Origin of the sequence: Bradyrhizobium zhengyangense (assembly GCF_022012435.1) — a bacterium.
GTDB lineage: Bacteria > Pseudomonadota > Alphaproteobacteria > Rhizobiales > Xanthobacteraceae > Bradyrhizobium > Bradyrhizobium zhengyangense.
In genome coordinates this window covers 202734-228762 of record NZ_JAKLUA010000002.1, presented here as the reverse complement: position 1 = coordinate 228762, position 26029 = coordinate 202734, and the positions used below count along the sequence as shown (strand labels likewise).

The window sequence follows — 26029 nt, the reverse complement described above, 5'->3', positions numbered from 1 at the left end:
TCTCCTGCTCTTCTCTCTCTGAATGACTAGGCTGCGACCGGCTCGCGCGTGCCGGTGCGCGGGTCGAGCTCGCCGGTGCGGTAGCGCCGTGCCATCTCGCTCAACGGAACCACCTTGATCTTGCTGGCATGGCCCGCGGTGCCGAACTGCTCGAAACGGTCGCGGCAGAGCTCCCGCATCGCATCCATCGCGGGCTTGAGGAATTTGCGCGGATCGAACTCGGAGCGCGATTGTGCAGCCACTTTCCGGAACACCGCTGTCATGGCCAGGCGGCAATCGGTATCGATATTGACCTTGCGCACGCCGCTCTTGATGCCGCGCACGATCTCCTCGACCGGCACGCCCCAGGTCTGCGGCATCTCGCCGCCGAACTGGTTGAACATGTCCTGAAGCGGCTGCGGCACCGACGAGGAGCCGTGCATCACCAGATGCGTGTTCGGCAGCCGCCGATGGATCTCCTCGACCACCCGCATCGCCAGGATATCGCCGTCAGGCTTGCGGCTGAACTTGTAGGCGCCGTGCGAGGTGCCCATCGCGATGGCGAGCGCATCGACCTTGGTGGCGCGGACGAAATCGACGGCCTGATCAGGGTCGGTCAACAGCTGGTCGTGGCTGACCTTGCCCTCGACGCCGTGGCCATCCTCCTGCTCGCCGACGCCGTGCTCGAGCGAGCCGAGCACGCCAAGCTCGCCTTCGACGGAGGCGCCGACCCAATGGGCGAGATCGACCACACGGCGGGTGATCGCGACGTTGTAGTCGTAGTCGGCGGCGGTCTTGGCATCGGCCTTGAGCGAGCCGTCCATCATCACCGAGGTGAAGCCGTGCGCGATGGCGGAGGCGCAGGTCGCCTCGTCATTGCCGTGGTCCTGATGCATGCAGAGCGGGATGTCCGGATAGGTCCGCTCCAGCGCGTCGATCATATGCGAAAGCATGAGATCGCCGGCATAGCTGCGCGCGCCGCGCGAGGCCTGGATGATGACGGGCGCATCGACCTCGGCCGCCGCCTGCATGATCGCGATGCCCTGCTCCATGTTGTTGATGTTGAACGCCGGCACCGCGTAGCCGTGGGACGCGGCGTGGTCGAGCAATTGGCGAAGGGTGATACGGGCCACGGGACTTCCTCCTGTTATGGCTTGCTGACGCGGGCAATCGCCCGGCGGGCAGCTTCGGCGACGCTCTGCGGCGTGATGCCGAACTCGCGGTAGAGCACCGGTGCCGGCGCCGAGGCGCCGAAGCCGCGCATGCCGACGAACTCGCCGTCAGCGCCGATCCAGCGAAACCAATCACCGGCGACCGCCGCCTCGACGCCGACACGTGGCGCGGTGCCGAGAACGGCGGCGCGATAGTCATCCGGCTGCTCCTCGAACAGAGCGAAGCAAGGTGCGGAGACCACGGCCGCGCGGACGTACTCGGTCGCGAGCAGCCGGGCAGCCTCCAGCGCGATCGAGACTTCCGAGCCTGTGGCCATCAACGTCACGTCACGGCCGCCGTCCGGCGAAACGATCACATAAGCACCGCGTGCCACGCGGTTTCGGCCGCGGACATCGCTGCGGAAGGTCGGCAGAGCTTGCCGCGACAAGCACAGCACGGACGGACGATCTTCGCTCGCAAGCGCGCAGTCCCAGGCTTCCAGCGTCTCGACCGCGTCGGCGGGGCGGAACACGAGCAAGTTCGGAATGACGCGCAGCGCGGCGAGATGCTCGACCGGCTGATGCGTCGGCCCATCCTCGCCGAGCCCGATGGAGTCGTGCGTCATCACATGGATGACACGCAGCCGCATCAGGGCCGCAAGGCGGATTGCCGGCCGGCTGTAATCGGAAAACGCGAGGAATGTGCCGCCATAGGGAATGAAGCCGCCGTGCAGCGCGAGACCATTCATCGCAGCGGCCATACCGTGCTCGCGGATGCCGTAGTGGATGTAGTTGCCGGCGAACGCATCGCGCTTGACGGGCGTCTGGGCCTTGGCATGCGTCAGGTTTGAATGCGTCAGGTCTGCCGAGCCACCGACGAAGCCAGGGATGGTCCCCGCGATGCCATCGAGCACCTGTTGCGAGGCTTGCCGCGTCGCGAGCTTGGGACGCTCGGTGGCAAAGCGCTCGCGCAATTTCGCCGAGGCCTGGGCATAGGCGTTCGGCAGGGCAACCGACTTGCCCTCAATGAAGAGGTCGCGCTGGTCGGGCGTCGCGTCTTCGTAGCGGTCGAGCCAGGCGAGGCGTTCGACCTGCCCGCGCTGCCCGATCATCCGCCACGCCTTTGCGACAGGGATCGGCACCACGAAGGGCTGATAATCCCAGCCAAGCGTTCGCCTTGCTGCCGCGGCCTGCTCGGTGCCGAGCGGCGCGCCATGCGCCTTCTCGGTGCCCTGACGGTCCGGTGCGCCATAGCCGATGATGGTGCGGCAGGCGATCAGCGACGGCTTTCCGGTTTCGCGCTCTTCCGCGATCGCCTGAGCAACGGCTTCGGGATCGTGGCCATCAACGCGGCGCACCGACCAGCCTGAAGCCGCGAAACGTGCCAGCTGGTCATCCGAGGTCGCGAGCGACGTCGGCCCATCGATCGAAATGCCGTTGTCGTCGAACAGCACGATCAGGCGGCCGAGCCCAAGATGTCCTGCGAGCGAGATCGCCTCCTGACTGATGCCCTCCATGAGACAGCCGTCGCCTGCGATCACATAGGTGAAGTGGTCCACAAGACCATCACCATGCCGCGCATTGGCCATACGCTCGGCGAGCGCCATACCCACGGCAGTCGCGATCCCCTGCCCCAGCGGACCCGTCGTGGTCTCGACGCCGGGCGTGTGGCCATATTCCGGATGTCCCGGTGTCTTCGAGCCCCACTGCCTGAAGGCCTTGATGTCGTCGAGGCTGACATCACCGCCAGTGAGATGCAGCAACGCGTACAGCAGCATCGAGCCATGGCCCGCCGAGAGGACAAAACGATCGCGATCCGGCCAGTTCGGATGCGCCGAGTCGAATTTGAGGAAGCGCGAGAACAACACTGTCGCGACATCGGCCATGCCCATGGGCAGGCCGGGATGACCGGACTGCGAGGTCTCGATGGCATCGACCGCGAGGAAGCGGACGGCGTTGGCGAGATCGCTGTGCGCGACGGCCGTGAGGTCGGCGTCGGCATGAACCGAAATGTTCATCAGATCCTCCAATTGTTGATCTTGCAGATCACTTCAGGCTGCGCTTGCGCTCGATCAGCTGCATGATCAGCGGCGTCAGGATCAGCTGCATGGCGAGGTCGAGTTTCGCACCCGGACACACGATCGAATTCGCCCGCGACATCCAGCTGTGCGGCAGCATCGACAGCAGATAGGGAAAGTCGATGCCGCGTGGATTCTTGAAGCGGATCACGACCATCGATTCGTCAGGCGTCGGGATCCAGCGCGCGATGAACGGATTTGACGTGTCCACCGTCGGCACGCGCTGGAAATTGATGTCGGTCTCGGTGAATTGCGGGCAGATGTAGTGGATGTAATCAGGCATCCGCCGCAGGATCGTGTCGGTCACGGCCTCGGTCGAATAGCCCCGCGCGCTGCGGTCGCGGTGCAGCTTCTGGATCCACTCGAGATTGATGACGGGCACGACGCCGATCTTGAGGTCGGCATAGCGCGCGACATTGACCCTGTCGGTGACGACGGCCCCGTGCAGGCCCTCGTAGAACAAGAGGTCCGAGTTCTCCGCCAGTCGTTCCCATTCGGTGAAGGTGCCGGGCGCGGCGCCGTGCAGCGCGGACTCCTCCTCGTCGTGCACGTAGTGCCGCGTCACCGCCGTGCCGGTCTCGCCATAATCGCGGAAGGCACGCTCCAGCTCCTCGAACAGATTGGTCTCGGGGCTGAAATGGCTGAAATGCTTGTTGCCGCGTTCGGCCTCCGTCGCCATCTGCGCACGCATCTCGGCGCGGTCATAGCGATGGAACGCATCGCCCTCGATGTAGACGGCGTTGACCTTCTCGCGGAAGAAGATCTGCTCAAAGGTCTTCTTGACCGAGGTGGTGCCGGCACCGGACGAGCCGGTAATGGAGATGATGGGATGCTTCCTGGACATGGGTCACCTCGCTCACAGCCGGAAAAAGCCGCGCCGCGCGAACAGCGGTGCGGAGACGCTGGCGACCAGCAGCGGATCGCAGTGCAGCTCAGCGACGCGCCGCACCTCGTTGCTTGAGCCCATGATCAGGGGCACGCGCTGGTGCAGGCTTTGCGCTGACAGATCGAGGATGCGCTCGCGCCCGGTCGAGGCCGAGCCGCCGGCCTGCTCGATGATCATGGCCATCGGGTGGGCCTCGTAGACGAGGCGCAGGCGGCCGTCGCCATAACCAGGCCGCGCGTCCGAAGGATAGAGGAACACGCCGCCGCGGGTCAGGATGCGATAGGCTTCAGCAACCAGCGAGCCGATCCAGCGCATGTTGAAATTGTGGTTCGCGGGCCCGTCGATGCCGGCGAGACATTCGTCGATGAAGGCGCGCACCGGCGGGTCCCAATGGCGACGGTTGGAGACGTTGATCGCGAACTCCTCGCAAGTTTCGGAGATCTGTACGGCGCTCCGCGCGAGACGGAAGCAGCCGGCCTTGCGATCGAGGGTGAAGATGTCAACGCCATCGCCGAGCGTTAGCACCAGTGACACTTGCGGCCCGTAGGTGACGAAGCCTGCCGCCAGCTGCGCCGAGCCGCGCTGATGGAAGGCGAGGCCGAGATCGTCGGGTGCCGGCAGGATCGAGAAGATCGTGCCGACGGTCATGTTCAGGTCGATGTTGGAGGAGCCGTCGAGCGGATCGATCGCGACACAAATCTTGGCTGCGCGGTCGCCGATCTGCGGCTCGCGCATCTCTTCCGACGCCAGCGCCGCGATCGGCAGCTTGCCGAGGCAGCGGCGCAGGATCGCATCGGCCTGCACGTCGAGGTCGCGCTGGATGTCGCCGTCACTGTTGCAGCCGGTGGTCAGGCCGGAGGCGTCGGCGAGAGCGCCTGTGGCGATGAGGTCCGCGATCTCGATCGCGGCGGTTGCGATGGCGTCGACTGCGGCCGCGACGGCCAGCGCGTGCGGCGCCGTCTCGGAATAGCGTTGAAGGTGGTCGTCCAGCCTGAGTTGCCCGGTCATCTGCGTCCATCCCCTTGTGGGCATCGCATCCAGTTCCCTCCCTTCCGGAGGTCGGTGCGGTCTGTCCCAGCACGATGAGATTGACAGGGGCGGCTTAATAAGGAAAATTTCTAATCATAATGAGTGTCAAAGAATTTCCTTATAATGGTTCCAGCCATGCGGCGACCCAACTCCGGCATCTGACGATCCGGCAGTTGCGCTCGCTTGCCGCGCTCTCGGCCAAGGGCAGCGTGACGGCGGCCTCGACCCAGCTCGGGCTGACGCAACCGGCGGTGACGCAGCAACTCCGGCAACTTCAGGACCTTGCGGGTTTGCCGCTGGTGCAGCGGACCGGGGACGGCATGCTACTGACCGAGGCAGGTCGGGAGGTGCTGGCGCTCGCCGAACGCGTCGAAGCCGCGATCGCCGACTGCCAGGGTGCGCTCGACCTGCTCGCCGGCAAGACCGGCGGAACGGTGCACCTTGGGGCGGTCTCGACCGCGAAATATTTCGTGCCGCACGCGATCGCGGCGTTCTCCAAGCGCTCGCCGAAGATCGAGATCAAGCTCACCATCGGCAACCGCGAGGAGATCCGCGAGGCCATGCACGGCTACGAGCTCGATTTCGCCGTGATGGGTCGGCCACCGGCCGACGTCAGCGTCGACGTGCGCCAGCTCGGGCGCAATCCGCACATCATCGTCGCGCGCAAGGGACACTGGCTGGAGAAGGATTCAGGCCTGAGCCTGACTGACCTCGTGCACGAGACTTTCCTTACGCGCGAGCCGGGATCAGGCACCCGCACGCTGATGGAGGGGATGTTTCAGAAGTCGGACCTCGAGCCGATCATCGGCATGGAGATGAGCAGCAACGAGACCATCAAGCAGGCTGTCATCGCCGGGCTCGGCATCGCCTTCATCTCGGCGCACACCGTGGCGCATGAGCTCGCCGAGGGCCGCCTCGTCGTGCTCGACGTCGCGGGCCTGCCGATCGTCCGGCAATGGTACGTGATCCGCCGCAGCGACAAGGTGCTGCTGCCGCCGGCGCAGGCGATGTTCGATTTCCTGGGCTCGGAGGGCGCGAATTATCTGCCTGAAGTGCCCGATTTCGGCGAGCGATAGCGCCGCATTCAGCCCATCAGCTTCATTGCGATCGTCGCCGCCAGAATGACGATGATCTGGAGCAGACGCTCTGTCGTGAAGATGCGGTTGAAGGTGGTCATCGCGTGCCCGGTCGTCGTGACGGAATTGGTCGGCGAATTGCTAGCATACGGGGTCGGCGGCGTAACTCCGTATGGCCCACGTATCCTGCCGGCACGCATACTCGCGATGGTTAACCATCAGGCGGCGCGCGGCGTGGCGAAATCGGCGTGCGCGGCGAAATAGGCTTCCAGCTCCGATAGCGCGCGGGCTTCCCACTCGCTGGCCTGCTCCAGCAGCGACCAGCGCTGGCTCGGACGAAACGCCGCGGTCTGGCGATAGAGCGATGCGATGCCGCGGTAGCGGCGCACGTTCTCGAAAATGGCGTGCCCGTTCATGACCAAAACTCCCTCGTAATCCCGCGGGAGAAACTGCGGCCAAATCTTTTTCGAAAAGTTAGCGGCGCGATCCGGCTGCACGGATGGTTGCCGGACTGTTGCGCGCGCGCAACGGCCTGATCGCAACACCCTCCGTCTATTGCGAATTCGTTGCCGCGCTCTCGCCTGACGCCTTCAATCCGCCGCGGCTGACGATCGCCATGGCCTTGCGGCAGAGATCGGCCAGGCCGATCAGGAGGACGGCAAGCAGGAAGAACAGGTTGATGGAATCAGCGTCAGCAGCGGTCAGCGGGGTGATCTCGAAGACCGGCGGCATGAACGCAAACCACACCACCGGAATGGTGAGCAGAGCTGCGAAGATGGCCGCAGGCGCGCCCGCGACAAGGCCGAGCACGAACAGGCCGGGCAGGAAGGTTGCGAAATAGAGCTTGGCGCCGAGCGCGACGCAGACGCCTTGAAGCGCAGCCGACACCGCGACCGAAACAAATCCGAGCAGAAATGCCTGCCACGACCATGGCCGTACTCGCGGTACGCCAACCAGTCCCGCACGCCTCATAGGGCCTCCCCCTGCCGCCGTTAGCCAGGCCGCTTGCGACCAAAGTACTACAGCTGCAGGGACTCTGCGAAGCGGAAATTACGCCCTGTGCGCCCGACTATCCGAGCCTTGGTAAACGGTCCCGGCACACAATCGTACCGCTATTCGGTTGCAGCGTAGATCAGGCTGGCGACGGGCAGCGCAAGGCCAATGGCAGAAGCCAGCGTCCAGCCGCCTTGCGCGAACGCCCAGGCTCCGACCGCGGATCCGGCCGCGCCGGCGGCGAAGAACGTCGCCATGTAGAGGCCGTTGAGACGGCTGCGATGCTCGTGGCCGAGCACGAAGATGGCGCGGAAGCCCAGCACGACATTGCCCTGCACGCCGAAATCGATCGCGATTGCGGCAACGACCAGACAGGCAAGATTGAGCACCGATCCGGCCGCACCGACATGCGTGACGAGGAAGCCGACGGCGACGAACAGCATCGCAGCAAGCGTGGCGATGCGGCTGTGGCCGCGATCGGCGAGCCGCCCTGCGATCGGCGCCGCGAACACGCCTGACACGCCGGCGAGCGCGAACAGCGCGATGCCGCTCTGGGTGAAGCCGAATTGGCTGGCAAGCTGCAGCGGAACGACCGTCCAGAACAGGGCGAAGGCACCGAACAGGCCGGCCTGGTAGAGCGCGCGGCGCCGCAGCAGCGGCATGGTCCGCACCAGATGCGGCATCGACAGCAACAACGCGCCGTAGTGCATCCGCGCCACCGGCTTGCGCTGCGGCAGCGTCAGGCGAAGCACGACGATGAGCGCGATCATCAACGCCGCCGAGCAGAAGAACACCGCATGCCACGACAGCGCCGCGGTGATGAAGCTCGAGGCCGGCCGCGCCAGCATGATGCCGAGCATCAATCCGGTCGAGACGTTGCCGACGACCCGGCCGCGAATGGCTTCCGGCGCCAGATGGGCGGCATAGGGAACGATGATCTGCACCGCGACCGAGCCGAGGCCGATGAACAGCGCCGCGATCAGAAACGGCAGCGCATGGGTCGCAAAGCCGGCCGCCACCAGTGCCGCCGCACCGAGCGCGATGACGGTGCAGATCAGCGTGCGGTTCTCGACGAGATCGCCGAGCGGCACGATAAACAGCAGCCCCGTGCCATAGCCGATCTGCGTCATGGTTACGATCAGGCCGGCCGCCGCATGCGACAGGCCGAGCGCGGCGCTGATCGGGGCGATCAGCGGCTGAGCGTAGTAGATGTTGGCGGCGACCATGCCACAGGCCGCGGCTAGCACGAAGGTCAGTCGTTGCGACACCGCATCCGTCTCCGGCGCGGTCTCGATCGTGGCATTCATCGTCATTCCAAGCTCTCCAGGACTCTCTCAATATATAGGAAACGTTCGTTCCCTAATTCGACAACAATTCAGGCAAGCAGCCTCATCGCGACGCCGACCAGGCGCTCGCCGTCGAGCGGCAGGCGCGCCTTGCCGACGACGCGCAGCCCCTGCGTCATGCAGATCATCAGCCGTGCGGTATCGTGGGCGTCGACATGGTCCGGGATCGAGCCGTCGGCCTGTCCCTGGCGAATGAGGCCGGCGATGAAGCTTTCGTTGGTCTTGAGCTGCGTTGTGACGCGCGCACGCATCACCGGATCGACCGCCGACAGCTCGACCGCGCTGCCGACCACGATGCAGCCGCGGCGCCCCTCTGCGCCTTGCGAGTGCTCGACATAGGAAAGCAGCACGTTGCGCACCCGCTCGCGGCCATTGGCGCCGCGCGCGGCTGCATTGCGGGTCTGCTCGCTCCGCACCGCCACGTAGCGCTCGAAGGCGGCAAGGAAGACGGCATGCTTGTCGCGAAACGCCTTGTAGACGCTGCCGGTGGCAAGCCGCATGGCCGCCGTGAGCTCTCCGATCGAGGTCGCATGATAGCCGCGCTCGCAGAACACCCTGATGGCGCCGTCGAGCGCTGTGTCCATGTCGAACTCCCGGGGACGACCGGGAGGATGGGCTGATGGCTCGGATTTTCGGGCGGCCTTTTGCATCGCGATATATTAGGGAATGATTGTTCCCAAATAAAGGCACGTGTTTGTGATTGTTGGGGACGCGACAACGGCCCCACCCTGGCGTCATCCTGGCCTTCGCCAGAACGACGATGAGGAGACAGAATGGCAACCCGACACGCGAAGAGCGATCACCCCTTCCGCCGCACCGGCGTGCCGTCCGCCATGGTCGTCACGCCCTTCCGCTCCACGATCATCCCGTAGGCCTGCGGCTGGCGGTGAACATCGAAATTGAACGTCGTGCGCTTGTAGGAGTTGCAGAGGTCGAGATCGCAGCGGGCAAACGCGAGCTCGTCGCCCTTGGTGGTGCATCGCGCGATGATCTCGCCTGATGGCGCGATGATGCAGCTGCCGCCGATATGGTCGACGCCCTCTTCAACACCGGCCTTGGCGACGCCGACGACGAAGGTGCCGTTCTGATAGGCGCCAGACTGCATCACCAGATGGTTGTGGAACAGCGAGAGATCGTCGTGCTCGGGCGCCGGCGGATTGTGCACCGGCGTGTTGTAGCCGATCATCACCATCTCGACGCCCTGCAAGCCCATCACCCGATAGGTCTCGCTCCAGCGGCGATCGTTGCAGATCGCCATTCCCATCACGCCGCCGAAGGCGTCAACGACACCGAAGCCGGAGCCGGGCTCGAAATAGCGCTTCTCCAGATGCTGAAACTTGCGCCATGGCTCATGCTCGGCATGACCGGGCAGATGGACCTTACGGTACTTCGCAACCGTCGCGCCGCTTTTGTCGATGAGGATCGACGTGTTGTAACGATGGACGATGCCAGTCTCGAGCGTGAGCTCCGCATAGCCGAGGCAAAAGCCGATGCCGCTCTCGCGCGCGAGGTCGAACAGCGCTTGCGTCTCCGGCCCCGGCATCTCGAGTTCAAAGAAGCCGTCAATCTCGGCCTGATCCTCAAAATACCAGCGCGGAAAGAACGTGGTCAGCGCGAGCTCGGGATAGACGATCAGATCGCAGCCATTGGCCTTGGCCTGGCGCATCAACGCCATCAGCCGCCCGACGACCTCAGTCCGCGTCTCGCTTCTCGCGATCGGGCCGAGCTGGCCGGCCGCAACAGTCAAAAATCTCGCCACGCCTTTGCCCTCATACGCGCCCCGGATTTCCCGAGAGCCGCCGCACTATCCAGCCGCGCCTATGCAGATTCCGCGCCTGTCGGGCCGGATGCAGCAAGGAATTTTGGCGAAATCAGGCATTCCAGGAACTTTCGTTGCCAATCTGCAACGGTTCCCGACGATCTAAGACCGGACAAAAGAAACGCCCATTGCGGCCACGAACCCTGCTCACAACGCCGTGAGACAAGTCAGGGGAACGACGATGCGTGCACAACGCGTTTGGAACGTGAATGGAGCCGCCAGCATCGGGCAGCTTCAATCCAGATTGGATGATCTGAACAAGCGGCTAAGCCAGCTCGAGAGCCAGCATCCCGAAAGCTGGAAGGTGGAACAGCTGAAATCGAGCGCGCTCAACCTGTCCAGGGAGATCGACGACATCCGCTGCGCCGAGGCGACGGCGGCGCTGCGCGAGTTGCTGCGGAAGTAGTCGCGCCTGCGCGCAGGACGATTCGGCACAGCGCCTCGGAACCAACGCTCCGCCCCGCCATTTCCATGGGGAGCATGGAGCAAAATCATGACCAGGCATCTGACGCGAGCCCTTTTCGCGCGTGGTGTGGCCGGCGCGGTTTCCACGCTGGTTTTGTGCGCGACGGTGGCCTTCACCATCGCGCGCCACTTCGCGCTGTGAGGATTTTTGCATGACGTCCGAACCCGAGGAGTCGGTGAGGCTGCAAGGCTTTGGCGAGATGACGCTGCGCACGGCAATCGCAACCGTGATGCTGCTCGCCCCGCGCGAGCGCGCGGAGGCCGCGATCTTCCGCGTGCGTGATGGCGTACGTCTGGCTTCAAGCGAGATCGCCGAGCTTGCGACGGAGTGGGAGATCGCGCCGGCGGCCGAGATCAGATCGCCAGGACTCGTCCCCGATCAGCACTGGTCAGACATCGTCCGCGGCATGGTCCGCGAGGCCCCGCTGCCGTCACTGATCGTGGCGTTTCTGGTGGGTGTGCTGGTAGCGCGGCGGTGATGACGCACGCTCGAAAGGACAAGCTCGTGTGAGTGAATCGCGCCGTGCCGCGAAATCCGGAAGAAATCTTTTGCGCTCGCGAAATCGCGATCCGTCGGCAAGGAACGGCCGAAGGCAGCAGGGATTGGCCCCCGTGTCGAAACCTGACATGGAGACAACCATGACACGCATGAAACTTGTGAGCGCGGCCGCACTGATGGCCGCGATTTTGCCACTCGCGACTCTAAGCCCCAGCCTCGCCGCGGGACGCGGTCCGGGCGAGTGTACCCCTCCGGCCGGAGCGGCTGTCGGCGCCGCGGGTCCAGCCATGAGCGGCGGCCAGCTGATGGCCGGCGTCGGTCAGTGCCGTCCCGTCGGCGGCTGGAGTCAAACCAACACCTATGGCTATCGCGAGCCCGGTTACGGATATGACGAGCCCGGCTGGGGCACGCCGGCTTACGGACCGGCACCGTACGCGTACTGAGGCACAGTCCTGAAAGATTACAACGGCGCGGTCGATCTCGGCCGCGCCGTTTGTGTTGGATGAATACCGATTGAAGCCAGGGGTCTGGGCCGCGCGATCCGCAAGACGTCATTGACCGCCAGCGTTGGATTATCCTCGGGCCAGCCATGCCGCTGCGGCAACCGCCCCTGCGCGAACCAAATCGGCCGTGGACCCGCCCTCAAAATCGTTGCACAAAGGCGTCTCGAGACGCTGGCGGCCGGTCCGCCAAGCCTTTGGAAAACGTCAACTTTTGGAAGAATGGTCGGAGTGGCAGGATTCGAACCTGCGACCCCTGCGTCCCGAACGCAGTGCTCTACCGGGCTGAGCCACACTCCGACAAGAGGCCGGCTTATAGCGTCGGGTTTGGCGCACCGCAAGCGGCCGAGCTGAGGAATTTTGTCCCTGTGAAAACGGGTCTTGAAACGCTGATTTTGCCAGCCGGTGAGGCCGGCGCACAAGCCGCCGCCCGGACCCTGGCCGCCGGCGGGCTGGTCGCGTTTCCAACCGAGACGGTCTATGGGCTCGGCGCCGATGCCGCCAATGCCACTGCGGTCGCCCACATCTACAGCGCCAAGGGCCGGCCGGCGTTCAATCCGCTGATCGCCCATGTCCCCGACCTCGCGGCGGCACGGCGGATCGGCCGGTTCGATGCGCGCGCGCTCAGGCTTGCGGAGGCCTTCTGGCCGGGACCGCTGACGCTGGTGGTGCCGAAGACGGATGATTGTCCGGTCTCTGATCTCGCCACGGCAGGCCTCGACACCGTCGCGATCCGCATTCCCGCCCACCCGGTGGCGGAGGCGATCCTGCGCACCTTTGGCGGGGCGGTGGTGGCACCGTCCGCAAATATCTCCGGCCACGTCTCGCCGACGCTGGCGGCCCACGTGGAGAGCGATCTTGCGGGACGGATCGACCTGATCATCGACGGCGGGCCGGTTGCGGTCGGCGTCGAATCGACCATCGTCGGCTGCTTCGAGGCGCCGATGCTGCTCCGCCCCGGCGGACTGTCGCGCGAGCGGATCGAGGCCGTGCTCGGCGCGCCGCTGGCGCGGCCACCCGTCGAGGCCGACAGCGACGACAGCCAGCCGCTGGCGCCGGGCATGCTGGCCTCGCATTACGCGCCGCGCGCCACCGTGCGACTTCACGCGCAGGACGTTGCGCCCGGCGAGGCGCTGCTGGCTTTCGGCCCTGGTCGCCTGCCCGGCGTGGAGGCCGCCGCCGCCGTCATGAATCTGTCGTTTACGGGCGATCTCGATGAAGCCGCGGCCAATCTGTTCGGCTATCTTCGCAGCCTCGATGCGAAGGCACCGCGAGCGATCGCCGTGATGACGATTCCGGAAGAAGGCTTGGGCGAAGCGATCAACGACCGGCTGCGGCGCGCTGCGGTGGCACGATAAGAGTGGAACAAGACACGATGAACATCAATCAATCCGCCTTCCCGCCGCTTGCGCCCGAGCTGATCGACCAATTCCGCAAGATCGTCGGCGATCGCCATGCGATCACCGATGCGGCCGATATCGAGGCTTACGTCACCGAGGAGCGCAACCTGTTCCACGGCCGCTCGCCGCTGGTGCTGCGCCCGGGTTCGACGGCGGAAGTGTCCGCGATCTGCAAGCTCGCTTCCGAACAAAAAATCGCGCTGGTGCCGCAGGGCGGCAATACCGGGCTCGTCGGAGGCCAGACGCCGCATAATGGCGAGGTCGTTGTGTCGCTGCGCCGCCTGGACAAGATCCGCGAGGTCGACACCGCTTCCAACACCATGACGTGTGAGGCCGGCGTGATATTGCAGATCGCGCAGCAGAAGGCGTCCGATGTGGACCGACTGTTTCCGCTGTCGCTGGGCGCGGAAGGCAGCTGCACCATCGGCGGAAATCTCTCGACCAACGCCGGCGGCACCGCGGCGCTCGCCTATGGCGTCGCGCGCGAGATGGTGCTGGGCCTCGAGGTGGTGCTGGCTGACGGGCGCGTGCTCAACCTGCTGTCGAAGCTGAAGAAGGACAACACCGGCTACAATCTGCACAACCTCTTCATCGGCGCCGAAGGCACGCTAGGCATCATCACCGCGGCCACGCTCAAGCTGTTTCCGAAGCCGCGGGCGATCGAGACCGCCTATGTCGGGCTGAAATCGCCGGCGGCGGCACTCAAGCTGCTGACGATCGCGCAGGGCGAGGCCGCGAATGCGCTGACGAGCTTTGAGCTACTCTCGGAGATGGCGGTCGATTTCTCGGTGCGGCACGGCATCGACGTGCGTGATCCGCTCAGCGAGAAGCACCCCTGGTATGTGCTGATGGAATTGTCCTCCCCCGGCGACGACGCCCGTACGCCGCTGGAGACGATCCTCGGGCGCGCCATGGAGGAAGAGATCGTCGACGACGCCGTGATCGCGGCCAACCTCACCCAGCGCAGCAATTTCTGGAAGCTGCGCGAGGAGATGTCGGCGGCGCAGAAGCCGGAGGGCGGCTCGATCAAGCACGACATCTCCGTTCCCGTCGTTGCGGTGCCGGCCTTCATCGAGGAGGCCAATGCCGCTGTGGTCAAACTGATCCCCGGTGCACGGCCGGTGCCGTTCGGCCATCTCGGCGACGGCAATTTGCATTACAATGTCAGCGAGCCGATCGGCGCCAACACCGCTGACTTTCTCGCACGCTGGCATGAGATGAACGCCGTGGTGTTCGAGATCGTGCTGCGCATGGGCGGCTCGATCTCGGCCGAGCACGGCATCGGCGTGCTCAAGCGCGACGAGCTGCCTGACGTCAAAGACAAGACCGCGATCGAGCTGATGCGGTCGATCAAGGCGATGCTCGATCCACTGGGCATCATGAATCCGGGGAAAGTGCTGTAGGCATGTCTGCTCTCAAGATCGATGCCATCAACGACACCGATGTCGAGCCGGTGGTGGCGCTGTGGCAGCGCTGCGGCCTGACGCGCCCCTGGAACGATCCGCATACCGATATCGCGCTGGCACGGCGGCGCGAGAACTCGACGGTGCTTGTTGGCCGCGACAATAGCGCGATCGTGGCGACCGTCATGGTCGGCCATGACGGTCATCGCGGCTGGGTCTATTACGTCGCGGTCGACCCCGATGGCCGCAAGCGCGGCTATGGCCGGGCGATCATGGCGGCCGCCGAGGACTGGCTGCGCAATGCCGGCATCGCCAAGCTGCAGCTGCTGGTTCGCCGCGAGAATGCGCAGGCGAGTGCGTTCTATCAATCGCTCCGCTTCGAGGAATCGACCTCGGTGATGTTCCAGAAGTGGCTCGACGGCCGCGAACACTGAAAGACAGTCATGACCATTTCCGACCGCGTCCGCATCAAGGACGTTCGCGTGCTCTCGGACGGCTGGACCACGCTGAAGAGCACCACGTTCGACTACCGGCGCGCCAATGGCGAGTGGCAGACGCAGAAGCGCGAGACCTATGAGCGCGACAACGCGGCCGCCATCCTGCCCTACAATCGCGCGCAGCGCAGCGTGATCCTGGTGCGCCAGTTCCGCCTGCCGGCTTTCATCCGCGGCTACGACGATCTACTGATCGAAGCGGCCGCCGGCGTGCTGGACAATGCCTCGCCGGAGGAGCGCATCCGTGCCGAGGCCGAGGAAGAAACCGGCTATCGCCTGCACCACGTGCACAAGGTGTTCGAAGCCTTCATGAGCCCGGGCGCCATCACCGAAAAGCTGCATTTCTTCGTCGCCGAGTACGCGCCGCACATGCGGGTCAGCGACGGCGGCGGCCTCGAGCACGAGGGCGAGGACATCGAGGTGCTGGAGCTCGGCATCGACGAGGCACTGGCGATGATCGCCGACGGCAGGATCATCGACGGCAAGGCGATCATGCTGCTGCAATACGCCGCGCTCCATATCTTTCGCTAGACCGCTGCGGTGGCAATTCTGGCCTGCGCGGCCCTGGCCCCTGTTGAGCAACCCGAAAACTATCTCTAGTCTGCCTCTCAACAAGAACCAGGAGACGCGCCCATGTCCGCTCCGCGCGACGACGAATTCGGTTTTGCGCCCGACTATGATTCCCCGATCCCTTATATGCAGCGCACGCGGGATTATTACAGCGCGATCGGCTACACCACGCCGTATCGCTGGGCGCATTACACCGCGGCGCCGTTCCAGAAGCTGACGAAACCGCTGGCGGAGTCGCGTGTCACCATCATCACGACGGCCGCGCCCTACGATCCCGCCAAGGGTGATCAAGGCCCGGGCGCGGCGTATAATGGCAGCGCCAAATTCTACCAAGTCTATGACGGCGACACCTCGCAACAGCACGATTTGCGCATCTCGCATATCGGTTACGACCGCAAACACACCACGGCGACCGACAACGGCACCTGGTTTCCACTGCCGCAGCTTTTGAAGGCAAGCGCTACGGGCCGCATCGGCGGGGTCGCGCCGCGCTTCTTCGGCGCGCCGACCAATCGCAGCCATCGCGTCACGCTCGACACCGACGCGCCGGAGATTCTGGCGCGCTGCCTTGCCGACAAGGTCGATGTCGCCGTGCTGGTGCCGAACTGCCCGGTCTGCCATCAGACCACGGCGCTGGTCGCAAGGCACCTCGAAGCCAACGGCATTGCGACCGTGATCATGGGCTGTGCCAAGGACATCATCGAACAAGCGGCCGTGCCGCGCTTTTTGTTCAGCGACTTCCCGCTCGGCAATTCCGCCGGCAAGCCGCAGGACATCGCCTCGCAGGCGCAAACGCTGGAGCTCGCGCTCAAACTATTGGAGACCGCGAGCGGGCCGCAGACCACGATGCAGTCGCCGCTGCGCTGGAACGAAGACGCCTCCTGGAAGCTCGACTACAACAACGTCGCGCAGCTTTCACCGGAGGAGCTCGCCCGCCGCCGCGCCGAATTCGACAAGCAGAAGGAGATCGCGCGCGGCAACCGCGCCGCCTGACGTCCTTCCAATAACGACAATAAGCAGGGAGAGAGACGTGACGCGACCGTTCGAAGGCGTGAAGATTCTGGACTTCACGCAAGTGCTGGCCGGGCCCTATGCGAGCTACCAGCTCGCACTTCTGGGAGCCGACGTCATCAAGGTCGAGCGGCGCGAGGGCGAGGACATGCGTCGCACGCCACTCAGCCGCGAATGGGCAGAGCGCGGACTGGCACCGGCGTTCCAGGCCATCAACGGCAACAAGCGCAGCCTGACGCTCGATCTGCAAAAGCCTGACGCGATCGCGATCGTGAAGAAGCTTGCCGCGACAGTCGACGTCGTCATGGAAAATTTCCGCCCGGGCGTGATGGACAAGCTCGGCATCGGCTATGAGGCGCTCTCGGCGATCAATCCAAATCTGATCTATTGCGCGGTGTCGGGTTTCGGCCAGACCGGCCCGGACCGTCTGCGGCCCGGCTATGACGGCAAGATCCAGGCGCTGTCGGGCATCATGGCGATCACCGGTCACCCCGAGACGGGCCCGACGCGGGCGGGCTTTGCCGTGTGCGACGTGCTGTCGGGCGCAACGGCCGCATTTGCGGTGTCGAGCGCGCTCTACCAGCGCGACCGCACCGGCAAGGGCCAGCTCGTCGACGTCTCCATGCTGGAGGCGACGATGGCGTTTCTGTCAGGGCAGATTGCGGATTGGTCGGTCGCCGGCCATCGCCAGCAGCTCTCAGGCAACCAGGCAGTCAGCCGCAAGACCACCGCGAACCTGTTTAGGGCGGGCGACGGTTACATCCTGCTCGCGGTCAACAACGAGAAGCAGTACCGCGCGCTGATGACCACGCTCGGCCGCGAGGACACGCTGAGCGATCCGCGCTTTGCCGACTGGTTTTCGCGCAACGAGAACGAGCCGGCGCTGCGCGCCATCATCGAAGGGGCACTTGCGGCAAAGCCCGCGCGTGAATGGGAGACGATCCTCGAGGACGCCGGGGCGCCCTGCGCCAGCATCTGGAAGATCGAAGAGGTGATCGACCATCCGCAGATCAAGGCGCGCGGTGCGATCCAGGAGCTCGACACGCCTTACGGCCGCCTGCGCTTTGCCGGCAGCGGCTTCAAGCTCGCCCATGGCGGCGGCAAGCTCGACAGGATGGCGCCGGAACTCGGGGCGGATACGGATGCGGTGCTGGCCGAGCTGGGCTTTGACGCGGCGGAGATCGCGGCGCTGAGAGCGCGGGAGATCGTCTGAGAGCTAGATCGCCTTGGCCGCGACCTTGGCCGCGGCGAGGATCTCGCGCCTGATGGAATCGTCCTTCACCGCGCGCGCCATGTCGGCGGCACCTGTCAGGATCGCCAGCAGCGCCAGCGCGCGCTGGCGCGCATGCGTGCCGCGAAAGCCTTGCGCGACGAGATCCGCGAGGCGCTCCAGCTCTGCCTGGTAGACAGTGCGCGTCGCCGCGTCCGAGCGCGCGACATCGGAGGAAAAGCTCGGAAGCGCGCAGGCCTCATCCAGGCCAACCTCCATTCGCTCACCGAGATAGAAATCGATGAACGGCTCACGCCAGGCGTTGCCGTATTGCGCCTGAAACTGCGCGATGCCGCCGCGCAGGAAGGCGAGCCCATCCGCGACCGCCAGCCGAAATGCATCCGCCTTGGAGTCGAAATGGGCGTAGAACGCGCCCGAGGTGAGGCCCGCCCCCTTTGCGAGCGCGTCCACCCCGGCGCCGCCGAATCCGCCGGTGCGGAAGCCGCGCCCGACCGCATCCGCCAGCCGCGCACGTGCGTCACCATCGCTCTTCTTCGGTCGTGCCATCAAAGCTCACCTCTCGATAGCGATCGTTATATTAGACTTGACGAGATAACGATCGTTATGTTCTATATAACGACCGTTATGTTACGGTTCAAAGGGAGACCTCACATGCCTATCCAGATCATCGTTCCCGAAGGCGCGCTGACGCCATCAGGCGAAGCCGAGGCGTTCGGCAAGCTGACCGAGTTGCTGCTCCGCCTGCACGGCTTGACCGGCAACCGCTTCATGACGCCGAACGTCATCGGCGAGGTCACCGTAGTGCCGAAGCGGCGCACCTATTCCGGCGGCAAGCCTGCCGACATCGCCGTGTTCGAGCTCAAGGTGCCGTCCTTCGTGCTGCCGACACAGGAGCTGAAGGACGCCTGGATCTCCGAGGGAACCGCCATCATCGAGAAGGCCGCCGAGGGACGCATCAGGCGCGAGCACATTTTTGCAAATGTCAGCTACGCTGTGGATGGTGGCTGGGGGATCGGCGGCGAGGCGTTCAGCAACGCCGCGCTCGGATCGGCGGTCGCTGCGGCCTGAGGCGAACAAGTCAAGCTCTTGTAGGGTGGGCAAAGCGAAGCGTGCCCACCATCGCGTATTGAAGCGAGAGGTGGTGGGCACTGCGCGTTGCGCCTTTGCCTACCCTACGGCAGCGCGCCTAGAACAACGAGCCCTGCCCATCATCCGGTGACGCAGCAGCAACCTTCCGCACCGCCTTCTTGGGCTTCGCAACCTCTGCCTCCGCCTCCATCTCCTCCGCGCTGATCGGCAGGAGCAGTTGCTCGTCGTCATTGGCAACGCGGTTGACGCGGGTGGAGACCGGGTGCCAGGCGAATTCGCCGACGCGCGGCGCCGTCATCAGCGGCAGAACCGAATCGATCTCGTCGCCGCGGCAATCGAGCCAGCGCTCGAAATCGCGCGGGCTGATGGTGACGGGCACGCGGTCATGCAGCGTGGCCAAGTCTTCGCCCGCAGCGGCCGTCACGATCGCGACCGTGTCGAGCTCCTCGCCGTTCGGCCCGATCCAGGTTTCGAACAATGCGGCGAAACCGAGCGGCGCACCGTCGGCGTGATGGATGAAGAACGGCTGCTTGCGGCCGCCTTCCGATTTCCATTCGTAATAGCCATCAGCCGGGATCAGGCCGCGTCGCCGGCGAATTGCTTTTTTGAACGCGGGCTTCTCCAGCACCGTCTCCGAGCGGGCGTTGATGAGAAGCGTAAAGCCCTTCGGGTCCTTGACCCAACTCGGCAGCAGGCCCCAGCGCATCAGGCGGAAATGGCGCGCGCCATTCTCGACCAACACCACCGGAATCGGTTGTGTCGGGGCGACATTGTACCGGGGCGGGAAATTCGGCTGGTCGATATAGCCGAACAGTTGCCGTAAGGCCGCGGGGGCCGAAGTTATGACGAAGCGTCCACACATCCTTGCGCCAATATAGGGTCCGTTGAGGTCCTTTTAACCCCGAACGTTAACACTGCGGCCGATGAGCTCAATGGCCTCCCAACCCGCAACGCGCGCACAGACGGGCCCCGAGGCCGCGGCCTGGGCTGAGCGGCTGCGCGTGGCCAACATCAACCCGCGAACCGGGCTTGCCACGGACTATCTCAACCATTTCAATGAAGCGGTCATGCTCCTGGAGATGGTCCCGGACATGCCCGAATGCGCCGAGGATTTCCTGACCTGGTCGCCGCTGTCCTATGCCGAACATTTTACGGCCTCGAACTTCAAGGCGCGGGATCTCGCCATCGAAGCCTATGAGAAGGCCGAACCGAGCGTGCGCGCCCAATTCGACCACATCACCGACACCATGACCTCGATTCTATCAGCGGTCGGCTCGGCCATGCGCGAGGTCGAGAAGGACACGACCCGCGTTCGGCTGGCCGAGCAGGCGACGGCTTGGGTCAAGCCGCTGATCGCGGCTTGCGGCGGCATCATCAATGGCGGTGCGGAAGCCGACGTCGATACCATCATGGCGAACTGAGCCAGGTCGTCAAAAGCATGGCATCCGTCGTCCAGCCGACCCATCCCCAGATCGCGGTCAGTGCCGCGATTTTCCGCGACGGCAAGGTGCTGCTGACGCGACGCGCCCGCTCCCCCGCCAAGGGCTTCTATTCGCTGCCCGGCGGGCGGGTCGAATTCGGCGAATCGCTGCACCAGGCCCTGAGCCGTGAGGTCGACGAGGAGACCGGGCTCGCTATCGAGATCGTCGGCCTTGCTGGCTGGCGCGAGGTGCTGCCGGCCGCACCCGGTGCCGGCCATTACCTGATCATGTCCTTTGCCGCCCGCTGGGTGGCCCGGGAACCGGCCCTGAACGACGAACTCGACGATTTCAGGTGGATCGCCCCTGACGCGCTCGGCAGCCTCAGCGACCTCAAGCTGACCGGGGGACTGGAGGAGATCATCCAGTCCGCCGCGCGCCTGATCGGCCCCTGAGCGCCCGCCTTGCGTCATCAGCCCTGAGGGGGCATACACGCCGCCGATGTTCCCGCGATTTCTGGCCATTTTTGCCCTGATCCTCGCCTGCGCTTCCGCGCCCGCCCGGGCCCAGGACGTGGCTGCGCCGTTCGACGCCGATTTGCAGCGGCTGGCCGAGATTTTGGGCGGGCTGCACTACCTGCGCGGCATCTGCGGCTCCAACGAGGGCAACAAATGGCGCAGCGAGATGCAGGCGCTGATCGATGCCGAGACCCCCGCCGGCGAGCGGCGCACCCGCATGATCGCCGCGTTCAACCGCGGCTATAACGGCTTCCAGCAGACCTACCGAAGCTGCACGCCGGCGGCGACGGTGGCGATTCGCCGCTACATCGAGGAAGGCTCGAAGATCTCGCGGGATCTGACGGCGCGTTACGCGAACTGAAACCCTCCATTCGTCATTCCGGGGCGCGCGTAGCGCGAACCCGGGAGCCACCTCACCACCAACTCGGCGGCCTGATGGATTCTCAGATGCGCAATTGCGCATCATAGCTCGCGACTTCGTCGCGCCCCGGAATAACAGCGACTGGAACCCTGTCATCGACTTTGTTCACAGCCGTTAACCGTTCTTAAAGATGTGGCCTAGCGGTCGTTAATGCGCGTGCTACACCTCCCGCACAGCGCATCGCCGTGGATCGCGCCCCAGCCCTGATCGAGTTTCATGAGCCAGCCGATTTCCTACGCCCCCGCCCGCGCGCCGCTGCCCGATCACGAGCAGAAACAGGCCGCCCTGAGCTATCTGAACGAGGCCTGGGCCGAAGCACGCCATGACGGCGTCGACGGCGATTGCCTGGCGCAGGCGAGCCTGTTTGCGGCGCTGGCCGAACTCGTGGGCACCTATGGCGAGGACGCGGTGGCGAAATTCGTCGAGGGTTTTCCCGCGCGCATCCGCAATGGCGAGTTCTCCGTCAGCCTCGCACGGCAGTAAGCCCTCCCTGACAAAGCCCCCCCGCAGGCAGGGTCTTCATCAAGGCTCGATCTTGAGCGTCGCTTTCATGTTGGGATGAAAGCGACAGTAATAGTCGACGGTTCCCGCCTTCTTCAGAACCAACGTCGCCGACTTCTTCGGCGGCAGCGTCACGTCGAAATCGCCGTTCGTCGCGGTGGCAGTGTGGGCGAAGACGTCCCTGTTGATCCAGGTGATGGTGTCGCCGACTTTCGCCGACACCTCCGCCGGCGAGATCACGAGATTTTCCATCGTGATCTCGATCGTTGCGGCGTGCGCCGGGACGACCGTCGCCGCAAAGACAAGGGCGATCGAAAACAGTCGTCCCGGCTTCATCGCACGCTCCCTATTTCAGTTCCGACGCGACGTGCTCGGCATGCTGCTGGTGGCCCTGAAAGATCTTCAGGCCGGTCTGCAGCAGGCTCTTCAGTTCGGCATTACCAGCGGACGGAATGAGCTGCGTCTCCAGCGCGCCGTTGACCGTCTTGTGATAGGCGACCTCATTGGCGACATAGGCCTTGTCGAAGGCGGCGCCGTCGAGTTTGTCGAGCTCGGCCAGCTTGTCGCTGGCCTGCTTGGCCAGTGCCTTGCTGGTGTCGTTATCCTCGGGCGTGACGTTCAGCTTCTTGACCAGCGCGAGCGCCTGTTTGTTGACCGCCTCGTGGTCGCGCAACATGTCGTCGGCGAATGCCTTGACGTCCTTGTTCTTCGCTTTCTTCTGCGCCTGCTTTGCCGCGTTGATGTCGATTACGCCCGCGGTGTAAGCGATGTGGGCGATCTGCGGATCGGTAAGCTTATCGGCCGCGCGTGCACCTTGCATCAGCACGGGGCTGGACAACAGAATGGTGGCGGCGATCGCCGCGCTCCAACGAACGAGCATGGTCTGACACTCCTGTGCTGGCGGTTTGCCGGCGTTGCTTCACAGGAATTGGATGGGTGCTTCGCGCAAACGTTCCCGAAAAAAATCAACCGCCGATTCCGAGGCGCTTAAGCACTGCTTCCGTCAGCCGCTCGCAGCGCCAGCCGGCGAACGGAAACGCGTCCATCATCACCGGGCCGATCTCCTTCTCGACATTCTCACGCAGCATGGTGCGGGCGCGGTGCAGCCGCGTCTTCACGGTTTCGGGTTTCACGCCGAGCAGATCGGCGGTCTCCTCGATGTTCATGCCCTCCATGACGCGTGCGACGAAAACCATGCGGAAGGCGTCCGGTAATTCGTCGATGGCGCGTTCCACGACGCGCTGGATTTCACGTTGAGCCATGGTCCTTTCCGGATCGCCTGCGGGAGAAACGGGAAACCTGATGATCTGCGCTTCAAGCGCCTCCTCCGGCACTGAGTCGAGCTCGACATGCGGTTTTGCACTTCGGGCCCGGCCAAGTGCCTCGTTGATGGCGATACGCGACAACCAGGTCGACAACGCGGACTCGCCCTTGAAGCCGTCGAGATGGGTGAAGGCGCGGACATAGGTTTCCTGCACCACATCCTCGGCCTCGCTATCGCTGCGCAAGATTCCGCGCGCGAGGCGGTAGAGCCGGCGGTTATTGGCCTGCATGATCTCGCGGAGCGCGGCCTCGTCCCGGCTGCGCGCCCGATCGATCAGCTCGGCTTCCGATACCCTGAGTCCGGCGGACAGGCCGGCTGCGCTCCGTTGCATGGCGGTCACCTGTCTCCGTTGGTTCCAGGTATTGGATGCAGGCCGGCAGAAAAGGTTCCCAACTTTCTTACCCTCTACCGGAAGGCAAGATTCGTCCCTAATCCGTCTCGATCGGCAGTGTCGGGTCCCTTGCCCACTCGCCCATGGAAGCATCGTAGAGCGTCAGCCTGTCGTAGCCGAGCTGCGTCAGCATGAGCAGGTCGATCGTCGCCGAGATTCCGCCGCCGCAATAGAGGATCACGCTCTTGTCGCGCGTGACGCCAGCGGAGGTGAACTTGACTTCGGCATCGGCGAGCGTCGTCAGCGTCTTGTCGGCATTGACGAGGGTTGCAGCCGACACGTTGACGCTACCGGGCACGCGGCCTGGCCGGCCATAGCGGCTCGGCTCGAGCCCCCTATGAAATTGTGGTCCGAGCGCGTTGACAGTGACTGTCGCGGGATCGCCGATCCGCGCCTTCACAAAATCCTTGTCGACGAAGAAGCCGGTACGCGGCGCGGCTTTGAAGCTCGTCGCCGGATAGCCCTTCGGCGCACCGGTCTCGACCGCCCGCCCCTCGTCCTTCCATTTGTCAAAACCGCCGTCGAGCACGCGCGCATCGACGCCGAGCGAACGCAGCATCCACCAGAACCGCGTCGACCACATCATGGTGCCGATGCTGTAGAGCACGACGGTCTTGCTAGCATCGAGCCCGTGGCGGCCGAAGGCGGCCTCTAACTGGGCCACATCAGGCATCATGAAGAATTGTTGCGCGGAAGCGTCGGAGAACTCGCCCTGCAGATCGAGGAAATCGGCGCCGGGGATGTGGCCGGCCGCGAAGGTCTTGTCGCCGGGGACGGCCCGATACGGCACGTCGCTGCCTGGTGGCACCGGCTCGTTGTAGGTCGTGCAATCGTAGAGGCGGAGATGGGGGTCGCCGAGGATCGCGGCGAGTTGCGCGGTGGTGATGAGGGCGGTGGGCTGGGACATTGACTGCACTCCCGTTCGCGCGGAAGTGTAGACCTCCCCCCTCGTCATTGCGAGCGCAGCGAAGCCATCCAGACTGCCGCCGTGGAGGGATTCTGGATTGCTTCGCTACGCTCGCAATGACGGCTGGGGAAACACTGCGCGTCCCTGCACATCGGCTACTGCTTCAACGTCTCCAGAAACCGCACCGCCTCGCCCTGCGACGGCGTCACCAGTTCGCCCTGCCACATCACGCGGCGGCCGCGGATGAAGGTACCGACGGGCCAGCCCGTGACGCGCACGCCGTCATACGGGGTCCAGCCGGCCTTCGACGCCACCCATTTGTTGGTGATGGTTTCGCTGCGCTTGAGGTCCACCACCGTGAGGTCGGCGTCGTAGCCGGCGGCGATGCGGCCCTTGCAGGCCATGTTGTAGAGACGCGCGGGCCCGGCGCTGGTGAGATCGACGAAGCGCGCGAGAGAAAGCCGGCCCGCGTTGACGTGGTCGAGCATCAGCGGCACCAGCGTCTGCACGCCGGTCATGCCGGAGGGCGAAGCGGGATAGGTCTTCTGCTTCTCTTCCAGCGTGTGCGGCGCGTGGTCGGACCCGAGCACGTCGATGATGCCCTGCTCGATGCCGCGCCAGATGCCGGCACGGTGGTCGGCGCCGCGCACCGGCGGGTTCATCTGCGCCAGCGTGCCGAGCCGCTCGTAGCATTCCGGCGCGACCAGCGTGAGATGGTGCGGCGTCGCCTCGCAGGACGCGACGTCCTTGTGGTCGCGCAGGAACTCGATCTCTTCCTTGGTCGAGATGTGCAACACGTGGATGCGTTTTCCCGTCTCATGCGCGATCTTGACCAGTCGCTGGGTCGCCATCAGAGCCGCGGTCTCGTCGCGCCAGACCGGATGCGAGCGCGGATCGCCCTCGATGCGGAGCGACTTGCGGTCGTTGAGGCGATACTCGTCCTCGGCATGGAAGGCGGCGCGGCGTTGGATCACCTGGAAGATTCGGCGCAGGCTCTCGTCGTCCTCCACCAGCAGCGCGCCGGTCGACGAGCCGATGAAGACCTTGACGCCGGCGCAACCCGGGGCACGCTCCAGCACCGGCAGGTCCTGCACGTTCTCGCGGGTGCCGCCGATGAAGAAGGCGAAATCGCAATGCATGCGGTGATGGGCGCGCTTCACCTTGTCGGTGAAGGTGGCCTCGGTCACCGTGAGCGGCGACGTGTTCGGCATCTCGAACACGGCGGTGACGCCGCCCATCACGGCGCTGCGCGAGCCGGTCTCGAGATCTTCCTTGTGCTCCAGCCCGGGCTCGCGGAAATGCACCTGCGTATCCATCACGCCGGGCAGGATGTGCAGGCCCTTGCAATCGATCACCTCGGCGGCGGAGCCTTGCGACCGCGGGCCCAGCTCGGCGATGCGGCCATTGGCGATGCCGATGTCGCGAACGGCCTCGCCGTCCTGATTGACGACGGTGCCGCCTTTGAGGATCACGTCGAAGCGCTGGGTCATGGCTGAAGGCCCCTCTCATCCCCAAGCGCAGGGCTCGAGG

General features: G+C 64.9%; 31 protein-coding genes and 1 tRNA gene. 15 read left to right on the top strand and 17 right to left on the bottom strand.

Translation table 11 applies throughout. The features are described 5' to 3' along the window. Positions 1–26 precede the first annotated feature (26 nt). From fba to L6637_RS09435, 4 genes are read right to left on the bottom strand one after another with little or no spacing between them, the layout of a single operon-like run. Positions 27–1112 carry a class II fructose-bisphosphate aldolase gene (gene fba, locus L6637_RS09450; RefSeq protein ID WP_237870263.1) on the bottom strand — a complete coding sequence of 362 codons (1086 nt, stop codon included), beginning with the start codon at positions 1110–1112 and terminating at the stop codon, positions 27–29. A gap of 14 nt (positions 1113–1126) precedes the next feature. Further along, positions 1127–3148 carry a transketolase gene (gene tkt, locus L6637_RS09445; RefSeq protein WP_237863421.1) on the bottom strand — a complete coding sequence of 674 codons (2022 nt, stop codon included), beginning with the start codon at positions 3146–3148 and terminating at the stop codon, positions 1127–1129. A gap of 28 nt (positions 3149–3176) precedes the next feature. Continuing rightward, on the bottom strand, positions 3177–4052 hold the full coding sequence (locus L6637_RS09440) for a phosphoribulokinase (protein ID WP_237863420.1): 876 nt from the start codon (positions 4050–4052) through the stop codon (positions 3177–3179). 12 nt (positions 4053–4064) lie between these two features. Continuing rightward, positions 4065–5102: a class 1 fructose-bisphosphatase gene (locus L6637_RS09435; RefSeq protein WP_237870261.1), complete on the bottom strand. Its 1038-nt coding sequence runs from the start codon at positions 5100–5102 to the stop codon at positions 4065–4067. 119 nt (positions 5103–5221) lie between these two features. On the opposite strand from L6637_RS09435, the gene L6637_RS09430 reads away from it, so the two are divergent. Further along, positions 5222–6199: a LysR family transcriptional regulator gene (locus L6637_RS09430; RefSeq protein WP_237870259.1), complete on the top strand. Its 978-nt coding sequence runs from the start codon at positions 5222–5224 to the stop codon at positions 6197–6199. A 218-nt stretch (positions 6200–6417) separates the two neighbouring features. On the opposite strand, the gene L6637_RS09425 is transcribed toward L6637_RS09430, so the two are convergent. The 5 genes from L6637_RS09425 to L6637_RS09405 all read right to left on the bottom strand — a co-directional run bounded on the left by L6637_RS09425 (position 6418) and on the right by L6637_RS09405 (position 10297). Next, positions 6418–6615, bottom strand: a complete 198-nt coding sequence (locus L6637_RS09425) for a hypothetical protein (RefSeq protein WP_237870257.1) — start codon at positions 6613–6615, stop codon at positions 6418–6420. A 136-nt stretch (positions 6616–6751) separates the two neighbouring features. Further along, positions 6752–7171 carry a DUF4118 domain-containing protein gene (locus tag L6637_RS09420; protein WP_237863416.1) on the bottom strand — a complete coding sequence of 140 codons (420 nt, stop codon included), beginning with the start codon at positions 7169–7171 and terminating at the stop codon, positions 6752–6754. A 140-nt stretch (positions 7172–7311) separates the two neighbouring features. Then, positions 7312–8505 (bottom strand): MFS transporter, encoded by a 1194-nt coding sequence (locus tag L6637_RS09415; RefSeq protein WP_237870255.1) that lies wholly within the window; start codon positions 8503–8505, stop codon positions 7312–7314. 62 nt (positions 8506–8567) lie between these two features. Next, positions 8568–9122 carry a TetR/AcrR family transcriptional regulator gene (locus L6637_RS09410; RefSeq protein WP_237870253.1) on the bottom strand — a complete coding sequence of 185 codons (555 nt, stop codon included), beginning with the start codon at positions 9120–9122 and terminating at the stop codon, positions 8568–8570. Positions 9123–9337: 215 nt separating this feature from the next. Then, the gene (locus L6637_RS09405; protein ID WP_237870251.1) at positions 9338–10297 is read right to left on the bottom strand and encodes an N-carbamoyl-D-amino-acid hydrolase; all 960 of its coding nucleotides are present in this window, start codon (positions 10295–10297) and stop codon (positions 9338–9340) included. 241 nt (positions 10298–10538) lie between these two features. Here L6637_RS09405 and L6637_RS09400 point away from each other — a divergent pair, with 241 nt between their 5' ends. The 3 genes from L6637_RS09400 (at position 10539) to L6637_RS09390 (ending at position 11764) form a co-directional block, all read left to right on the top strand. Continuing rightward, on the top strand, positions 10539–10763 hold the full coding sequence (locus L6637_RS09400) for a hypothetical protein (RefSeq protein WP_237870249.1): 225 nt from the start codon (positions 10539–10541) through the stop codon (positions 10761–10763). A 211-nt stretch (positions 10764–10974) separates the two neighbouring features. Beyond that, positions 10975–11301, top strand: coding sequence for a hypothetical protein (locus L6637_RS09395; RefSeq protein ID WP_237863411.1), 327 nt, complete (start codon positions 10975–10977; stop codon positions 11299–11301). Between the two features lie 133 nt (positions 11302–11434). After that, the gene (locus L6637_RS09390) at positions 11435–11764 is read left to right on the top strand and encodes a hypothetical protein (RefSeq protein ID WP_237870247.1); all 330 of its coding nucleotides are present in this window, start codon (positions 11435–11437) and stop codon (positions 11762–11764) included. A 280-nt stretch (positions 11765–12044) separates the two neighbouring features. Here the strand turns inward: L6637_RS09390 and L6637_RS09385 are convergent. Then, positions 12045–12121: transfer RNA gene (locus L6637_RS09385), tRNA-Pro, on the bottom strand. A gap of 68 nt (positions 12122–12189) precedes the next feature. Here L6637_RS09385 and L6637_RS09380 point away from each other — a divergent pair. The 6 genes from L6637_RS09380 to L6637_RS09355 all read left to right on the top strand — a co-directional run bounded on the left by L6637_RS09380 (position 12190) and on the right by L6637_RS09355 (position 17912). Further along, positions 12190–13179 carry an L-threonylcarbamoyladenylate synthase gene (locus L6637_RS09380; protein ID WP_237870245.1) on the top strand — a complete coding sequence of 330 codons (990 nt, stop codon included), beginning with the start codon at positions 12190–12192 and terminating at the stop codon, positions 13177–13179. A gap of 17 nt (positions 13180–13196) precedes the next feature. Further along, entirely contained in the window at positions 13197–14624 is a 1428-nt protein-coding gene (locus L6637_RS09375; RefSeq protein WP_237870243.1) for an FAD-binding oxidoreductase, read from the top strand. Positions 14625–14626: 2 nt separating this feature from the next. Further along, complete coding sequence (locus L6637_RS09370) at positions 14627–15058, top strand: GNAT family acetyltransferase (protein WP_237863407.1); 432 nt, start codon at positions 14627–14629, stop codon at positions 15056–15058. 9 nt (positions 15059–15067) lie between these two features. Beyond that, positions 15068–15649: an NUDIX hydrolase gene (locus L6637_RS09365; RefSeq protein ID WP_237863406.1), complete on the top strand. Its 582-nt coding sequence runs from the start codon at positions 15068–15070 to the stop codon at positions 15647–15649. Between the two features lie 102 nt (positions 15650–15751). Beyond that, positions 15752–16681, top strand: coding sequence for a glycine reductase (locus L6637_RS09360; RefSeq protein WP_237863405.1), 930 nt, complete (start codon positions 15752–15754; stop codon positions 16679–16681). A gap of 37 nt (positions 16682–16718) precedes the next feature. After that, a complete protein-coding gene (locus L6637_RS09355) occupies positions 16719–17912 on the top strand; it encodes a CaiB/BaiF CoA transferase family protein (RefSeq protein ID WP_237863404.1) in 1194 nt (397 codons plus the stop codon). Positions 17913–17915: 3 nt separating this feature from the next. Here the strand turns inward: L6637_RS09355 and L6637_RS09350 are convergent, their stop codons facing one another. Continuing rightward, the gene (locus L6637_RS09350) at positions 17916–18476 is read right to left on the bottom strand and encodes a TetR family transcriptional regulator (protein WP_237863403.1); all 561 of its coding nucleotides are present in this window, start codon (positions 18474–18476) and stop codon (positions 17916–17918) included. A gap of 105 nt (positions 18477–18581) precedes the next feature. Between L6637_RS09350 and L6637_RS09345 the strand changes: the two genes are divergently transcribed. Further along, a complete protein-coding gene (locus L6637_RS09345; RefSeq protein WP_237863402.1) occupies positions 18582–18998 on the top strand; it encodes a Tautomerase enzyme in 417 nt (138 codons plus the stop codon). 118 nt (positions 18999–19116) lie between these two features. On the opposite strand, the gene L6637_RS09340 is transcribed toward L6637_RS09345, so the two are convergent. Next, positions 19117–19881 carry an SOS response-associated peptidase gene (locus L6637_RS09340; protein ID WP_237870241.1) on the bottom strand — a complete coding sequence of 255 codons (765 nt, stop codon included), beginning with the start codon at positions 19879–19881 and terminating at the stop codon, positions 19117–19119. 61 nt (positions 19882–19942) lie between these two features. Between L6637_RS09340 and L6637_RS09335 the strand changes: the two genes are divergently transcribed. The 4 genes from L6637_RS09335 to L6637_RS09320 all read left to right on the top strand — a co-directional run bounded on the left by L6637_RS09335 (position 19943) and on the right by L6637_RS09320 (position 21859). Continuing rightward, on the top strand, positions 19943–20440 hold the full coding sequence (locus L6637_RS09335; RefSeq protein ID WP_237863400.1) for a hypothetical protein: 498 nt from the start codon (positions 19943–19945) through the stop codon (positions 20438–20440). Positions 20441–20457: 17 nt separating this feature from the next. Continuing rightward, the gene (locus L6637_RS09330; RefSeq protein ID WP_237863399.1) at positions 20458–20892 is read left to right on the top strand and encodes an NUDIX hydrolase; all 435 of its coding nucleotides are present in this window, start codon (positions 20458–20460) and stop codon (positions 20890–20892) included. Positions 20893–20938: 46 nt separating this feature from the next. Further along, positions 20939–21316, top strand: coding sequence for a TIGR02301 family protein (locus L6637_RS09325; RefSeq protein WP_237863398.1), 378 nt, complete (start codon positions 20939–20941; stop codon positions 21314–21316). A gap of 276 nt (positions 21317–21592) precedes the next feature. Further along, positions 21593–21859 carry a hypothetical protein gene (locus tag L6637_RS09320; protein WP_057757219.1) on the top strand — a complete coding sequence of 89 codons (267 nt, stop codon included), beginning with the start codon at positions 21593–21595 and terminating at the stop codon, positions 21857–21859. A 39-nt stretch (positions 21860–21898) separates the two neighbouring features. On the opposite strand, the gene L6637_RS09315 is transcribed toward L6637_RS09320, so the two are convergent. From L6637_RS09315 to L6637_RS09295, 5 genes are all read right to left on the bottom strand, one after another. Beyond that, positions 21899–22213: a cupredoxin domain-containing protein gene (locus L6637_RS09315; protein ID WP_237863397.1), complete on the bottom strand. Its 315-nt coding sequence runs from the start codon at positions 22211–22213 to the stop codon at positions 21899–21901. Positions 22214–22223: 10 nt separating this feature from the next. Continuing rightward, positions 22224–22757: a DUF4142 domain-containing protein gene (locus tag L6637_RS09310; protein ID WP_237863396.1), complete on the bottom strand. Its 534-nt coding sequence runs from the start codon at positions 22755–22757 to the stop codon at positions 22224–22226. Positions 22758–22842: 85 nt separating this feature from the next. Then, positions 22843–23532: an RNA polymerase sigma factor gene (locus L6637_RS09305; protein WP_237863395.1), complete on the bottom strand. Its 690-nt coding sequence runs from the start codon at positions 23530–23532 to the stop codon at positions 22843–22845. A 97-nt stretch (positions 23533–23629) separates the two neighbouring features. Continuing rightward, the gene (locus L6637_RS09300; protein ID WP_237863394.1) at positions 23630–24499 is read right to left on the bottom strand and encodes a sulfurtransferase; all 870 of its coding nucleotides are present in this window, start codon (positions 24497–24499) and stop codon (positions 23630–23632) included. A gap of 155 nt (positions 24500–24654) precedes the next feature. After that, positions 24655–25989, bottom strand: a complete 1335-nt coding sequence (locus L6637_RS09295; RefSeq protein ID WP_237863393.1) for a dihydroorotase — start codon at positions 25987–25989, stop codon at positions 24655–24657. Positions 25990–26029 lie beyond the last annotated feature (40 nt).